At 61.2% G+C, this 14,070-nt stretch carries 15 protein-coding genes; 6 read left to right on the top strand and 9 right to left on the bottom strand.

Features of this window, described 5'->3' with window-relative positions; genetic code table 11:
* Window positions 1–48 precede the first annotated feature (48 nt).
* Both ACEXP3_RS09870 and ACEXP3_RS09865 read right to left on the bottom strand, forming a co-directional pair.
* A complete protein-coding gene (locus ACEXP3_RS09870) occupies window positions 49–342 on the bottom strand; it encodes a XapX domain-containing protein (RefSeq protein WP_210106625.1) in 294 nt (97 codons plus the stop codon).
* 60 nt (window positions 343–402) lie between these two features.
* Window positions 403–1,095 (bottom strand): hydrolase, encoded by a 693-nt coding sequence (locus ACEXP3_RS09865; protein WP_377297104.1) that lies wholly within the window; start codon window positions 1,093–1,095, stop codon window positions 403–405.
* A gap of 253 nt (window positions 1,096–1,348) precedes the next feature.
* Here ACEXP3_RS09865 and ACEXP3_RS09860 point away from each other — a divergent pair, with 253 nt between their 5' ends.
* The 4 genes from ACEXP3_RS09860 to ACEXP3_RS09845 all read left to right on the top strand — a co-directional run bounded on the left by ACEXP3_RS09860 (window position 1,349) and on the right by ACEXP3_RS09845 (window position 5,506).
* Complete coding sequence (locus tag ACEXP3_RS09860) at window positions 1,349–2,497, top strand: mandelate racemase family protein (RefSeq protein ID WP_377297103.1); 1,149 nt, start codon at window positions 1,349–1,351, stop codon at window positions 2,495–2,497.
* 5 nt (window positions 2,498–2,502) lie between these two features.
* Window positions 2,503–3,132, top strand: a complete 630-nt coding sequence (locus ACEXP3_RS09855) for an SGNH/GDSL hydrolase family protein (protein ID WP_377297102.1) — start codon at window positions 2,503–2,505, stop codon at window positions 3,130–3,132.
* An 83-nt stretch (window positions 3,133–3,215) separates the two neighbouring features.
* Window positions 3,216–4,814, top strand: a complete 1,599-nt coding sequence (locus ACEXP3_RS09850; protein WP_377297101.1) for an ABC transporter substrate-binding protein — start codon at window positions 3,216–3,218, stop codon at window positions 4,812–4,814.
* Between the two features lie 161 nt (window positions 4,815–4,975).
* Window positions 4,976–5,506: a carboxymuconolactone decarboxylase family protein gene (locus ACEXP3_RS09845; protein WP_377297100.1), complete on the top strand. Its 531-nt coding sequence runs from the start codon at window positions 4,976–4,978 to the stop codon at window positions 5,504–5,506.
* A gap of 27 nt (window positions 5,507–5,533) precedes the next feature.
* Here ACEXP3_RS09845 and ACEXP3_RS09840 read toward each other — a convergent pair whose 3' ends face one another.
* The 7 genes from ACEXP3_RS09840 to ACEXP3_RS09810 all read right to left on the bottom strand — a co-directional run bounded on the left by ACEXP3_RS09840 (window position 5,534) and on the right by ACEXP3_RS09810 (window position 11,688).
* Complete coding sequence (locus ACEXP3_RS09840; protein ID WP_377297099.1) at window positions 5,534–6,295, bottom strand: ABC transporter ATP-binding protein; 762 nt, start codon at window positions 6,293–6,295, stop codon at window positions 5,534–5,536.
* Window positions 6,295–7,131 (bottom strand): ABC transporter ATP-binding protein, encoded by an 837-nt coding sequence (locus ACEXP3_RS09835; RefSeq protein ID WP_377297098.1) that lies wholly within the window; start codon window positions 7,129–7,131, stop codon window positions 6,295–6,297. Before ACEXP3_RS09835 ends, ACEXP3_RS09840 begins: the two co-directional genes overlap by 1 nt.
* A 4-nt stretch (window positions 7,132–7,135) precedes the next feature.
* A complete protein-coding gene (locus ACEXP3_RS09830) occupies window positions 7,136–8,020 on the bottom strand; it encodes an ABC transporter permease (RefSeq protein WP_377297097.1) in 885 nt (294 codons plus the stop codon).
* Window positions 8,020–9,042 (bottom strand): ABC transporter permease, encoded by a 1,023-nt coding sequence (locus ACEXP3_RS09825; protein ID WP_377297096.1) that lies wholly within the window; start codon window positions 9,040–9,042, stop codon window positions 8,020–8,022. Before ACEXP3_RS09825 ends, ACEXP3_RS09830 begins: the two co-directional genes overlap by 1 nt.
* Window positions 9,043–9,198: 156 nt before the next feature.
* Window positions 9,199–9,543 carry a cupin domain-containing protein gene (locus ACEXP3_RS09820; protein WP_377297095.1) on the bottom strand — a complete coding sequence of 115 codons (345 nt, stop codon included), beginning with the start codon at window positions 9,541–9,543 and terminating at the stop codon, window positions 9,199–9,201.
* A 69-nt stretch (window positions 9,544–9,612) separates the two neighbouring features.
* Window positions 9,613–10,365 (bottom strand): FadR/GntR family transcriptional regulator, encoded by a 753-nt coding sequence (locus ACEXP3_RS09815; RefSeq protein ID WP_377297094.1) that lies wholly within the window; start codon window positions 10,363–10,365, stop codon window positions 9,613–9,615.
* A gap of 102 nt (window positions 10,366–10,467) precedes the next feature.
* Window positions 10,468–11,688, bottom strand: coding sequence for an MFS transporter (locus ACEXP3_RS09810; RefSeq protein WP_377297093.1), 1,221 nt, complete (start codon window positions 11,686–11,688; stop codon window positions 10,468–10,470).
* Between the two features lie 180 nt (window positions 11,689–11,868).
* On the opposite strand from ACEXP3_RS09810, the gene ACEXP3_RS09805 reads away from it, so the two are divergent.
* Entirely contained in the window at window positions 11,869–12,633 is a 765-nt protein-coding gene (locus tag ACEXP3_RS09805; RefSeq protein WP_377297092.1) for a GntR family transcriptional regulator, read from the top strand.
* Between the two features lie 349 nt (window positions 12,634–12,982).
* Window positions 12,983–14,065: a pyrimidine utilization protein A gene (gene rutA, locus ACEXP3_RS09800; protein WP_377297091.1), complete on the top strand. Its 1,083-nt coding sequence runs from the start codon at window positions 12,983–12,985 to the stop codon at window positions 14,063–14,065.
* Window positions 14,066–14,070: the final 5 nt, after the last annotated feature.

Genomic DNA, 14,070 nt, shown 5'->3' with positions numbered 1-14,070 from the left:
GTGCATGCGGAGAGGGCAGGGCGCTTCTGCCCCTCAAGTGAGGTGTCGTCATCCGCTCTGACCGGGCGACTGATCCTTCGGACGCGCCGTCGCGTCGCTGACCACGGGTGTTCCCTTCGGCAGATGGCCGAACATGTGGGGCTTTACCTGGTGAAGCCAGGACACCGCGGTAGGCTCCCGGCTCCAGAGATTTTTGGCGAGCGGCACGATCTGTTCGCCGACAAGAATGCCGAACAGGCCAACGAGGGCCACGATCGGTGGAGCCGGTGAGCGGACGTTGAGCAGCCCGTAGATGACGCCGACCAGAAGTCCGACCGCAAGCGACAGCAGATAGATTTTCATCCGAGCATTCCTTTCCCAGAAAAATCCCCTGCCGAAGGCGTATCGGCAGGGGCGTCGCGATCAGATTGCAGCAGGGTTCGGGCCGATCCGCTTGCCGTGGCTGACGCGCTCGGCGCCGCCATGGACATGGGTGACGGCGTAATCGATCCCCATGCCGTAGGCGCCGGAATGCTCCTTCGCCAGCGCCGTGACGGCGTCATAGGTTTCCTTGCGGGCCCAGTCGCGCTGCCATTCGAGGAGAACCTGCTGCCAGGTGACCGGAACGACACCCGCCTGCACCATGCGGTCCATGGCATATTTGTGCGCATCGACGGACGTTCCGCCGGACGCATCGGCGACCATGTAGATTTCGTAATCGGTGTCCTTCATGCAGGAGAGGGCAAAGGTCGTGTTGCAGACCTCCGTCCAGAGGCCGGACACCACGACTTTCTTGTGCCCTTTGGCCGCATGTCGGCCCAGTGCGTCGCGAACATTCTGGTCGTCCCACGAGTTCATCGAGGTGCGTTCGAGGATGTCATTGTCCGGGACGACGGCGAGCAGTTCCGGGTAGGTATTGCCGGAAAAGCCGTCGGTTTCGACGGTTGTGATGGTGGTCGGGATGCCGAAGATGCGGGCTGCCTTGGCAAGGCCGACAACATTGTTCTTCAAAACCTGGCGGTCGATCGACTGAACGCCGAACGCCATTTGCGGCTGCTGATCGATGAAGATGATCTGGCTGTTCTGAGGGGTGAGAACCTGAAGCTTGCTGGACATCGTGCCTGTTCCTTCTGATTGAACTGAGGAAAGGAAATGCCGCAGGGCGCCCGCACCGTCTTGAACGTTCTTCCGGCCAATTGTCTGAAAGTGACATTCGCCGGGAATGGTATGCGGGTTTTTCGGCACTTCATCCACAAAGCGCCAGGATTTCGAAAATCTGTAATACAGATTTGACATTTTTAGTGATTATGGCTTAAACCTATCAGACATGCTTGTGATGGGCTGTCGTAGCAGGTGAACAGGAAGTCTCATGATCATTACCGATGTCTTCGTGCGAAGGTTCCGCACGACCACGCGCCGCCACTCCGATAGCGCCGGCCATGCGCATCCTGGTCCGCCGCATGAGGTGGAGCAGGCCATGCTGACGATCCGCACGGAAGATGGACACGAAGGGCATTCCTTCACGGCATCGGAGATTGTACGCCCGCATGTGATCGATAAATTCGTCAAGAAGGTTCTGGTCGGACAGGATCATCGGGATCGCGAGCGGTTGTGGCAGGATCTTGCCCACTGGCAACGCGGCTCGGCGGCCCAGTTGACGGATCGGACGCTCGCCGTGGTCGATTGCGCACTCTGGGATCTGGCAGGCCGCACGCTCTCCACACCCGTGTACAAGTTGATTGGGGCCTATCGCGACAAGGTGCTGGCCTATGGGTCCGTCATGTGCGGCGACGAACTGGAAGGCGGCCTTGCCACCCCGGATGATTACGGTCGTTTTGCAGAAACGCTGGTCAAGCGTGGCTACAAGGGCATCAAGCTGCACACCTGGATGCCACCCGTCAGCTGGGCGCCGGATGTGAAGATGGACCTGAAGGCCTGCGCGGCCGTACGCGAGGCGGTCGGTCCCGATATCCGGCTGATGATCGATGCCTTCCACTGGTATTCGCGCACCGATGCGCTGGAGCTCGGCCGCGGGCTGGAAAAGCTCGGCTTCGACTGGATCGAGGAGCCCATGGATGAGCAGTCCATGTCCTCCTACAAATGGCTGGCGGACAATCTCGATATTCCGGTCGTCGGCCCTGAAAGTGCAGCCGGCAAACACTGGCATCGGGCCGAATGGGTGAAGGCCGGCGCCTGCGATATCCTGCGCACCGGCGTCAACGATGTCGGTGGGATCACGCCTGCGCTGAAAACCATGCGTATGGCCGAATGCTTCGGCATGGATTGCGAGGTTCACGGCAATACGGCCATGAACCTGCATGTGGTGGCGGCCTCGAAGAATTGCCGCTGGTACGAGCGCGGCCTGCTGCATCCCTTCCTCGACTATGACGACGGCCACGACTATCTGAAATCGCTTTCCGACCCGATGGATGCCGACGGCTACGTGCATGTGCCCGATCGTCCCGGTCTCGGCGAAGATATCGATTTCGACTTCATCGAGAACAACCGGATCGGATGAGCGTGATGAGGACCATCCTTGCCTTCGGAGACAGCCTGACCTGGGGCGCCGATCCTGCAACGGGTCTTCGCCACCCGGCTGATGCACGCTGGCCGGAAGTGCTGGAGGGGGCGCTCGGCGGGCAGGCAAAGGTCATCAGCGAAGGGCTTGGCGGGCGTACCACGTGCTATGACGATCATACCGGACCGTGTTGCCGCAATGGCGCCAAGGCGCTTCAGGTCGCGCTTGCCAGCCACATGCCGCTCGATCTCGTCATCATCATGCTCGGCACCAATGACCTGAAGCCGGTCTATGGAGGACAGGCAGAGCCGGCGGTTTCGGGCATGCGGCGGCTGGTGCAGATCGTCGAGACTTTTCCTTACAAGCCGAAATCGGCCATTCCGAAGCTTTTGATCGTAGCGCCGCCGCCCTGCGTCGCAGGCCCTGCCGGGACCCCGGCTGCCGGCCGCAGGATCGACGAATCCAAGCGGCTTGCCCCGCTTTACCAGGCGCTTGCCGAGGAGCTCGGCCATGCCTTTTTCGATGCCGGCCGTCATGCAAGCGCCTCGCCCATCGATGGCGTGCACTTGAGCGCCGACAGCACGCGTGCTCTCGGGCAGGCACTTGCCGCGCCCGTCAGAGCCATATTCGCTTGATCCGGCCACATCCGAGGAGGAGTAGCCGCTGGATCGCCATGTCAAAGGCCGCCATCAGGGAGTGGGGCCGAAAGGGAGGAAGCATGAAGACTTTTGTCATATCCGCAGCGCTTGCCATACTTCTGTCGGGCGTGTCGCCGCTGGCCGGCCTTGCCGAAACGCCGAAGGATCAGCTGGTGGTCGCCACCACCATGAGCAACATCCTCACACTTGATCCTGCTGCCATCACCGGCCGGGAAACGGTGCAGGTTCTCAACAATGTCTACGATACGCTGGTCACGCTCTCGCCCCAGGATCGCAACCTGCAGCCGCGGCTTGCGGAGAAATGGGAGATTGCCGAGGATCGCATGTCGATCCGCTTCCATCTGCGTCCGGATGCGAAGTTTGCCTCGGGCAATCCCGTGACGGCGCAGGATGTCGCCTGGAGCCTGAAGCGTCTGCTGACGCGCAATCTCGCCCAGTCTTCCTTCCTCAAGACGCGCGGCTTCAAGCTGGACGCCGCCGACACGCTTTTTGTTGCCGAGGACGCCCATACCTTCGTCCTTAACCTGCCGGGCGCGGACGATCCGAACCTGCTCCTCATGATCCTTGCGCAGAACGGTCCCGGCTCGATCATCGACAGCAAGACGGCGCTGAAGAACGAGAAGGATGGCGATCTCGGCGGCGCCTGGCTCACCACCAATTCGGCGGGCTCCGGTCCGTTTACGCTGACGCAGTGGAAGTCCAACGAATTCATCATCCTCACCCGAAACGACGGCTACTGGGGCCAGAAGCCCGCCATGCGGCGCGTGCTGATGCGGCATCTGCCGGAATCGCAATCGCAGCGCCTGATGATCGAGAAGGGCGATATCGATGTTGCCTATTCGCTGCAGGCGCCGGACCTGAAGGCGCTTGAGGCCGACAAGGCCGTCTCGATTGCGTCCGTTCCCGGATCGGGTTTCTACTATCTTGCCGTGTCGATGAAGGATGAGCGGTTCGCCAACAGGAAGGTGCGCGAGGCGCTGCGCTATCTCATCGATTACAAGGGGCTCGATGAAGCCGTCATGCCGTTCTACGGCAAGCTGCACCAGCGGTCGCTGAGCACCGGCGTGATGGGGGCGCTGCCGGACCAGGGATATACGCTCGACATTGCAAAAGCCAAGGCGCTGCTGGCGGAAGCGGGATATCCCAACGGTTTCGAAACGACCCTGCGCGTCCTCTCCGAAGATCCGTTCCTGAAGGCTGCGACGGCCATCCAGAACACGCTTGCCCAGGCCGGCATCAAGGCCAATCTGATCAGCGGCTCCGGCGACCAGATCTACGGTGCGATGCGCGAGCGCAAGTTCGAACTTCTGGTCGGGCGCGGCGGCGGAGGACAGCAGCCGCATCCGGACAACAACCTGCGCTCCATGGCCTATAATCCGAACAATGCGGACGAGGCAAAGCTCACCAACTACCAGAGCTGGCGCACGAGTTTTCAGGATGAAAAGCTCAACAAGATGATCGAGGCGGCGCTGGTGGAGCGCGACGGCGCCAAGCAGACGAAACTTTATGAAGATCTGCAGGCTTACATGGAAGAGATCGTCATGCCGATCCAGCCCTTCTCGGAAGTGGTGGACACGGCCGCATACCGAAGCGATGTCGGCGGCATGATCGTCAGCCCCTGGCTGTCGCGCTTTGAGGGTGTCACGAAGAACAGATAGACCACCGTTTCCTCCTGCTCGGTGGTTGTCGAAAGGGATGCGTGGCGACACGCGTCCCTTTTTCCGTGAGGATCCGCAGTCCCGGGCATGGATCGGCCTTGCGCCCGCTCAAAGACGCTTTAAGTCTTGCCGCAGCACACGCAAACGGGCCGGACGTCTCAATGCCGCACATTCCCATGATCGACTACGAAACTGCATCTCAAGAGATCCGTGAGGCGCATGACGAGGAGTTGCGCCTGCGCGGGCGCATGACCAACATGAAGCGGACGCTTCTCCATTCGCCGCAGGCCCATCGCATCTATGCCGAATGGTTCACGCTTCGGGCAGAGCTGATCCCTCACGTCGACGACCGGGCAATCCAGGTGTTTTGCCGGGCGATTTCCGAAGAGACGGGATCAAAAATCGCCGTCACATTCTTTCGTCGCGCCATCACGCTCTCCGGGGCAGACCCCGATGCGCTGGACCTGCGCGCGCAAGACCTGCTTCTGGATCGGATCGGTCGTGCGATTGTGAAAAATTCCAGCGCCATCCCGCCCGATATCTGGACGGATCTGAAGGCGCGCTACAGCCACAAGGTCCTGGTTGACCTCGTGGCGCTCGCCGGCATCATGCTGGCGACGGCCGTCTTCAACAATGTGGTCGAAGTTCCTTTCGATGCGGAACTGGAACCCTTTGCCGCTCCCGATTCCTGATCCGGCGTTTTGGCGGGAGAGGGCAGCCTAGCGGATGCCTTCATACTCCAGCGAGGCGCCGATGAGTTCGCGCGCGTAAGGATGGCTTGCACCGTTCCTGGCAATTGCCTCGTGCGGCAGGATCTCGGTCACTTCGCCGCGCAGCATCACGGCAAAGCGGTCGCACATGTGATCGACCACCGCCAGATCATGGGTGACCATGATATAGGTAAAACCCCGTTCGTCCCGCAGGCGCTGCAGCAGGTTGAGGATTTCGGCCTGCACCGAAACGTCGAGCGCCGAGGTCGGCTCATCGAGAAGAAGCAGCGACGGCTCCAGGATGAGCGCACGCGCGATGGCAACGCGCTGCCGCTGGCCGCCGGACAGCTGGTGCGGAAACCGGTCGAGAAAGGAAATCGGCAGGCCGACATCGGTAATGGCCCGGCGCATCCGCTCCTCGCGATCACCCAGCTTGTGGATGACGAGCGGTTCGTTGAGCACGGTCCGGACAGACTGGCGCGGATGCAGCGATCCGTAGGGGTCCTGAAACACCATCTGCAGCGTGCGGCAGCGCTCGATCAGGGGCATGTCTCGCACGGAGCGGCCATCGATCAGGACCTCTCCGCTCCAGAAGTCGGTGAGAAGCGACAGGCAGCGCAGGACCGTGGACTTGCCCGAGCCGGATTCGCCGACGAGCCCGAAACATTCGCCACGCTCCACGCTGAACGTCACGCCGGGCAGAACCTTGACGGCGTGAGCGCCCGCCCCGAAGCTGATGGAGAGATTGCGCACCTCGACGGAAACGGACATCAGGCGTTCTCCTCCAGCCATTCGGGTCTGCGGTCGAGAACCGCCAGCGGTTGACGCGTGCCACCGATGCGCGGCTGTGCGGCGAGAAGTCCTTGCGTATAGGGGTGCCGGGCCTGATCGAGCTCGCCTGCCTTCAAGGTTTCGACCACCTTGCCCGCATACATGATCAGCACGCGGTCACAGAAGTTGCGCACCAGATTGAGGTCATGGCTGATCATGATCAGGCCGATGCCCCGGTCGCGCACCAGACCATCGAGAATGGTCAGAACCTGCAGGCGCACGGTAACGTCGAGCGCGGAGGTCGGCTCGTCGGCAATCACCAGATCGGGATCGGCCAGAAGCATCATGGCAATCATTACGCGCTGGCCCATGCCGCCGGAAATTTCATGCGGATATTGTTTGAACACCCGTTCGGCATCGCGGATCTTCACGGCTTCCAGCATTGCAACGGCCTTCTCATGCGCCTCACGCCGGCTGCATTTGAAGTGGCGCAGATAGGTTTCTGCCACCTGATCGCCCACGCGGCGAATGGGGTTCAACGAGAATTTCGGGTCCTGCAGGATCATCGACATGCGTCGGCCGCGCACCTTCAGCATCTCCTTTTCGCTGAGGGAGAGAAGGTTCATGTCATCGAAGCGCAGCGTGTCTGCCGTGATCGTCGCACCGGGCAGGAGCCGCAGCAGGGCGCGCCCGACGGTGGATTTGCCGGAGCCGGATTCGCCCACAATGCCGAGCCGTTCGCGCCCGAGCGTGAAGGACACGCCCCGCACCGCCTCGGTGGTTGAGCCGCCATAGCGGATGCGCAGGTTCCGGACGTCCAGTATGGTCTTTTCCATCGCCTTATCTCCGGTTCATCTGCTTGGGATCGAGTGCATCACGCAGGCCATCGCCCAAGAGGTTGAAGGCAAGGCTGACAGACAGGATCGAGACGCCGGGGAAGGTGACGAGCCACCAGCTGTCCAGCATGTAGCGGCGGCCGGTCGCAATCATGGCACCCCATTCCGGCATGGGCGGCTGGGCGCCAAGACCCAGGAAACCGAGGCCCGCTGCCGTCAGGATGACGGTTGCCATGTTGAGCGTCAGGCGGATGAGGACCGACGGCAGGCACATGGGCATGATCGATTTGACGATGATGCGGCCGGTGGAGGCGCCCTGCAGGCGGGCGGCTGCAATGTAGTCGGCCTTGCGGAAGGTCATCGCCTCGGCGCGGGCAAGCCGCGCAATCGGTGGCCAGGAGGTGAGCGCAATCGCGATGATCGCATTGTTGAGGCTGGGGCCGAGGGCCGCCACGAAGGCCAGCGACAGGATGAGGCTCGGGAAGGACAGAAAGATGTCGGTGATGCGCATCATCACCGTATCGAACTTTCCGCCCAGATAGCCGGCAGAGGTGCCGATCACAAGACCGATCGGTCCGACGACGATCGACACCAGGAAGATGATGGTGAGCGTGATGCGGGCGCCATAGACAAGGCGGCTGAAGATATCGCGACCCAGCTCGTCGGTGCCGAACAGATGGCCGTTGCCCGGCGGCTGCAGCACATTGCCGAGGGCCTGCACATAGGGATCGTGGGTGGCAATCAGTGGTGCAAAGACCGCTGTGAGGACGAGGATTGCCAGAACGGCAAGGCCGAACAGGGAGGTCGGGCTGCGCATCAGAAAGACAACGATATTCTTCAGCGCGATCAGCCAGCCGGGCAGGCTACGGGTGTGCGTGTCGGCAGTCATCAGCGGGTCCTGGGGTCAAAGATGCGATAAAGAATGTCGGACAGCAGATTGAGCCCGATGAAGATGACGCCGACGATCAGCACGCAGGTCATCACCGCGTTCATGTCGCCGATGATCAGGTTGCTGGTCAGATACTGGCCAAAGCCCGGCCAGGCGAACACCGTCTCGATCAGCACGGCGCCTTCCAAAAGAGAGCCATAGGCAAGCGCGATAATGGTGACCAGCTGGACGCGGATATTGCCGAAGGCATGCAGCCAGATGGTCTGTCGCTGCGACAGCCCCTTCACGCGTGCCGTCGTCACATATTCCTGCCCCAGCTGGTCGAGCATGAAGCTGCGGGTCATGCGGGTTATATAGGCGGAGGACGAATAGCCGAGCAGGGCGGCCGGCAGGATCAGGTGATTGAGGGCAGACCAGAAGACATCCATTTCGCCCGCCATCAGGCTGTCGATCAGAAGGAAACCGGTGCGGTCCTCGACAAGGCCGATGTAGAACTGGTCCATGCGCCCGCTGCCGCCGACCAGGCCGAGATGCGCATAAAAGACGATGAGCGCGATCATGCCGGTCCAGAAGATCGGCATCGAATGGCCGAACAGGCTGAAGACGCGCACGAGGTGATCGGGCCAGCGATCCTTGTTGACGGCCGCCAGGACGCCCATCGATACGCCCAGCAGCGCGCCGATGATGATGGCAAATGTGGCAAGCTCGATGGTGGCCGGCATGACATGCAGGATATCCTGGATGACCGGCTGGCCGGTGCGGATCGAGGTTCCGAAATCCCCCGTCAGCACATCGCCGAGGTAGTAGACGAATTGCTCGTAGAGGGGTCGATCAAGGCCGAGCGACGCATAAACCTGTTCATAGGTCTCGCGCGTTGCATCTTCGCCCACCATGGCGCGCACCGGATCGGCCGGCATCAGGCGCCCGATGAAAAATGTCAGCATCAACAGACCAAGAAGGGTGATCGCGATACTGCCGAGCTGGCCGGCAAAGCCGGCCAGACGCAGGCGGCGGAATATCATGGTTCCTCCAGACATCGACTGCACACAGGCTCCCATCCTGTCAGACAACTAATCGAAACCTGTCACAGGCTTTCGGGTGTGTCAAGTCTGTCCGAGGATATGTCGGGGCGTGACCTCTCCATACATTCGGGCCCACCCACTTCGGCTAGGCCTATTTCAGGCTGTCGCCGGGGTTGTCGGCTGCGCAACCAGAAAATCGTCGCGGCGGGGCGTGAAATTGTCGATCAGTTCGCCGGCCTCAAGACACCGGCAGCCGTGCTCGATCCCGCCCGGGATGACGAGACTATCCCCAGTTTTCAGTTGATAGGTGATGCCGTCCCGAAAGAACTCGAAGCGTCCGGCCGCCACATAGGTCGATTGAACATGCGGATGACTGTGAAGCTTTCCTTCGGCGCCGGCTTCAAAGCGAAACGACACGACCATCAGCTCCGGACTGTCGGACAGCACGCGGCGCGTGACGCCCGGATCCGGGTGGGCGGCGGGAAAGATCGGTAGCGACATGACTGACTCCTGATGATGTTCGACAATCATATCATACATGACATTAAATCTGCCTGACAAGATCGGCCGTCATGCCGGTTGCTGCGCGCGTTCCGCCCGTTGAGACCGCAGAAGTGCCTTGTAGCGCTCAAGGCTGCCGCGCAAATGGGCCTTCATATGGAGACGCGCTGCATCGGCATCGCCCTCGATGATGGCGTCAACGATCAGGCCGTGTTCTTCCTGGAGATGAAGATTGTAATCCTTCGGGCGCGAGCCCGGCGCCTCTCCCTGCAGGTCGCCGCGCGGGATGATGCCGGTGCGGATCAATTGCAGGAATTCCGGAAACCGCCGGTTCTGGGTCGCTTCCGCGAGTGCCAAATGCAGATTGAAGTCGGCATCGCGTGTGGGGGCGCCATCCGCCAGACATTGCCCGACACGGCGATGAGCCTCAAGAATCTCTTCGATCTGGGTGGCCGACCGCCGAAGGGCTGCAAGCGCTGCCGATTCGACCTCGAAAACCGTGCGAAGCTCCAGCAGTTCGATGACAGACGAGATGCGCTGCGTGGCGAGATCGTTGAATGGCCGCTCCGCCTCTGGACGGATTTCCAGGGCAAAGACGCCTGCACCCTTGCGGGCCTCGACCAGCCCGTCGGCGCGCAGAATGGCAATCGCTTCGCGCACCACGGTTCGGCTGACGGAATATTCCCGCGTCAAGGCGCTTTCGCTTGGCAGGCGGTCTCCGGGACGAAAGGCGCCCGAAACGAGGTCCTGCCGCAGCGCAGCGCTGATCCTGGATGCCAGGGATTGCCCCTGCTGGACCTCTGCCTGGGCCTCGTTCACCATTCATACCCCGCAACGTCGATACTTGTCAGGCAAGGTTAGCGAGTTCGCGAAAGTCTGCCAAGAGGGTGGCGGGCATGAACTTGCAGGAAAACTGCCGACGATCTACCCGCCGGAGCGATGGGCCTGCCACGCGACGATCATGCCGCCAAAGCCGAATAGGGAGAAGATGAGGAAGCTTGCGCCATAATGACCGGTGAGCGCGTAGAGGGCGGCGAAGGAGGAGGGACCGACGATGACGCCGATGAAGGTATAGACCAGCACCCCGCCGGTGATGGCGCCAACCCGGCCCTCGGGCGCATTGTGGGCGACTTCGGCCAGAAGCACGCCATTCCATCCGATCGTGACGGCACCCATGGCGACAAACACGATGACCTGCACGGCGTTTGGCAGATCGCTAAGCCAGAAGAGGAGCGCATAGCCGAGCCCGCCCAGCAGGCCGAGCAGGGAGAGAGTGAGGAAGCCGCCGCCGATGCGGTCTGCGACGACGCCCCAGAAAATGCGCCCCATCGCACCGGCAAGCTGCATGGCGGCCGCAACCGTGCCTGCCGAAAGCAGCGACCATCCGGCATCATGGACCAGTGCGACCACGGCAAAGGCTGAGACCGACAGCTGCATGGCCGAATAGGCGAAGCCGAGCGCCGAGAGCGCCCGAAGCCGCGTGTGGCGCCAGATTGCCGATTGCTCCTCGATCAGCCCGCGCAGCAGGGAGCGCGAGGCGGAAGCCGTCACCGGCTCGGCGGCATGGGTCAGGGAGAGGAGGCCCATGGTCAGAAGTGGTGCAAAGGCCCCGATCATAAGCGCAAGATGCCAGTCGATGAAACGCGACAGGAAGGGAAAGGCAAAGCTTGCCAATATGCCGCCGAGCGGAACGCCCGATTGCTTTAGGGAGAAAACCAGATTGCGTTTGGTGTGCGGTGTCACGCGCGACAGCATTTCCGAGGCGGCAGGGTTGTTCAGCCCGTAGCCGATGCCGATGAACAGCGAGGCAAGAACAATGAGCGGGATGCTGGCGGTCGCGATGCCGGCAAAGCCGATCACGAAGCAGACAAGTGCCGCCTGCTCGATGCGGATCGGCCCGAAGCGCTGCACCAGGGTTCCGGCAATCGCCGAGGAAAACATTCCCGCGGTGTAGATCAGGCTGATCTGGTATCCGATCCAGTAGGCGCCGATGCCGAGATCGGTGGCGACCGTGGGGGCAATGGCCGTCAGCGCCAGCACGCTCGCCGTGGCTACGATCTGGATGAGGGTTGCTGCGGCAAGCGTCTGGGCAAGCGAGGAGGCGTGGCGCGCTGGCGGTTGCGACGCCGCGGTCAGATCAGACATGCTTCATTCGATCCTGGGAGACTCATAAGAAGGATATGTACGTACTAATTGATTTGTCCGCCGACCGCAAGCATCCGGTCGGCTTGCGCTGATTTGGAGGTTTTTGTTTGCCTTTCCCGATAAAGAAGGGGAAACACATGCGATGGGATGAACGCGGCCGCTGTGCCGCCAGAGGCGTTGATGGATTTGGAGAGCAAGCGCACGAATTGGAAGCCGGAAGTGGATACGGCGCCGCTTTATCTCCAGGTTGCCCATCACCTGGAGGCGCGGATCGGCAATGGCGATTATCCGGTCGGTTCACTTCTGCCGACGGAAAACGAGATCGCGGCGGCTCTTGGCGTCAGCCGGCAGACGGTGCGCCAGGCGATCGGCACCTTGCGAAACAAAGGCCGGCTCTCTGCCCGCAAGGGCGTGGGCACGCGGGTGGAGGCGGGCTTTGACCCGGAGCGCAAACGTTTCATCGCGCATTCCCGCTCCGAACTGTTCGAGATTGCCGCCGAAACCGAGCTGGTGATCGACACGAAAGAGGAGATATCGGCGCAGGGCAAGCTGGCGGTGGATCTCGGCTGCCGGCCGGGGCGAAAGTTCCTGCATATGGCCGGCATTCGCTACCCCGGAAACCGCAGCCGTCCGTTTTCCTGGAACGAGGTCTATGTCGATGCCAAGCTGTCGGCGGCCGTCAAGGATCTCACGGTCGCAAGAAGCGCTATCTTCCACTATATCGAGCAGTATACCGGCGAAAAGATCCAGGAAATCCAGCAGGAAATTCGCCCCATGATCCTCGAGGCCGATGTGGCGGCAAAGCTTGAGGTGAAGGCCGGCGATCTGGCCCTGATGGTCAGCCGGCGTTACTACGGATCCGGCAGGCGGCTGCTCGAATATGCGTTTCAGGTCCTGCCGGCCGAGCGATTTACCTTTACCACGACATTGCGCGCCGAGGATTAAGGTTCGGTCCTGATCGGGCAACTTCAGGGTGTCTCTCGCCGAAGCTCGCTGGGTGGTCGCGCCTGGTTTCAGCTTGGCCAGACCTTTGGTGCTGCTGCGTAGCCTGTTCTGCCATCCTGTCGCGGCCCTTATCGCGGCTGGTTTGCTATGCCTCTGCTGCGGCGGCCTTTGCCTGCGTTTTCAGCGTTTGAACCGCGCTTCGGCACATTTCCCCTGCATGTGTTTCCGTCAATTGCACCGAATTTGTGCATGCGCAAACACGCGCCATTTTTGGCTGGACAGGCCCGGAAAATTTTGCATTAGTTCGTACATACTATGCGGATTACGGGTCTAAAAAGGGGAACTCACAATGGATATCGGCGTCTTCATTCCCATCGGAAACAATGGCTGGCTGATCTCGACCGCATCGCCGCAATACATGCCGAGTTTTGAACTGAACAAGCAGATCGTCCAGAAGGCGGAAAAGTACGGGCTGGAATTCGCGCTTTCGATGATCAAGCTGCGCGGCTTCGGCGGCAAGGCGGAATTCTGGGACTACAATCTCGAGAGTTTTACCCTGATGGCGAGCCTTGCCAGCGTGACCGAGCGGATCAAGCTGTTTGCCTCCACCGCGGTTCTGACCTTGCCTCCGGCCATTGTCGCGCGCATGGCCACGACGATCGACAGCGTGGCGCCGGGTCGTTTTGGCGTCAACATCGTCTCCGGCTGGCAGATGGCGGAATACGACCAGATGGGCATGTGGCCGGGCAATGACTATTTCGGCTATCGCTATGATTATTCGACCGAATACGTCCACATCATGAAGGAACTCTGGGCCAACGGCGCCTGCAGTTTCGACGGCAAATACTTCACCATGAAGGATTGCATGATGAAGCCGACGCCAGCCAACAAGATCGAGATCGTGGCGGCGGGCCAGAGCCCGCGCGGCATGGAATTTGCCGCCGAATATGCCGATTATAATTTCGTCATGGGCTCGGGCATCAACACGCCGACAGCTTATGCCCCCAACAATGCCAAGCTGCTGGATGCCGCTGCCAAGACCGGCCGCGATGTCGGTGCCTACGTGCTCTTCATGGTGATTGCCGACGAGACGGACGAACTGGCCAAGGCCAAGTGGGAAAGCTACCGTGCCGGCGCTGATGTCGACGCTCTAGCCTGGATGGCCGATCAGGGCAGCAAGGACGCCGCAGCTGACAGCACGTCCACCGCCAAGCATATCAACCTGCCCGAGGGTGCGGTCAACTTCAACATGGGCACCCTTGTCGGCTCCTATGCCTCCGTTGCCCGCATGCTCGATGAAGCCGGCAGCGTTCCCGGCACGAAGGGCATCATGCTGACTTTCGACGATTTCCTGGTCGGCCTCGATCAGTTCGGCGAGCGCATCCAGCCTCTGATGGCATCACGTACCATGGGCCAGATCGCAGCCGAGTAAGGATA

The organism is Neorhizobium fuzhouense (assembly GCF_042611105.1).
In the GTDB taxonomy this organism is placed as follows: Bacteria; Pseudomonadota; Alphaproteobacteria; order Rhizobiales; family Rhizobiaceae; genus Neorhizobium; species Neorhizobium galegae_A.
This window is presented reverse-complemented; position numbering and strand designations above follow the sequence as displayed.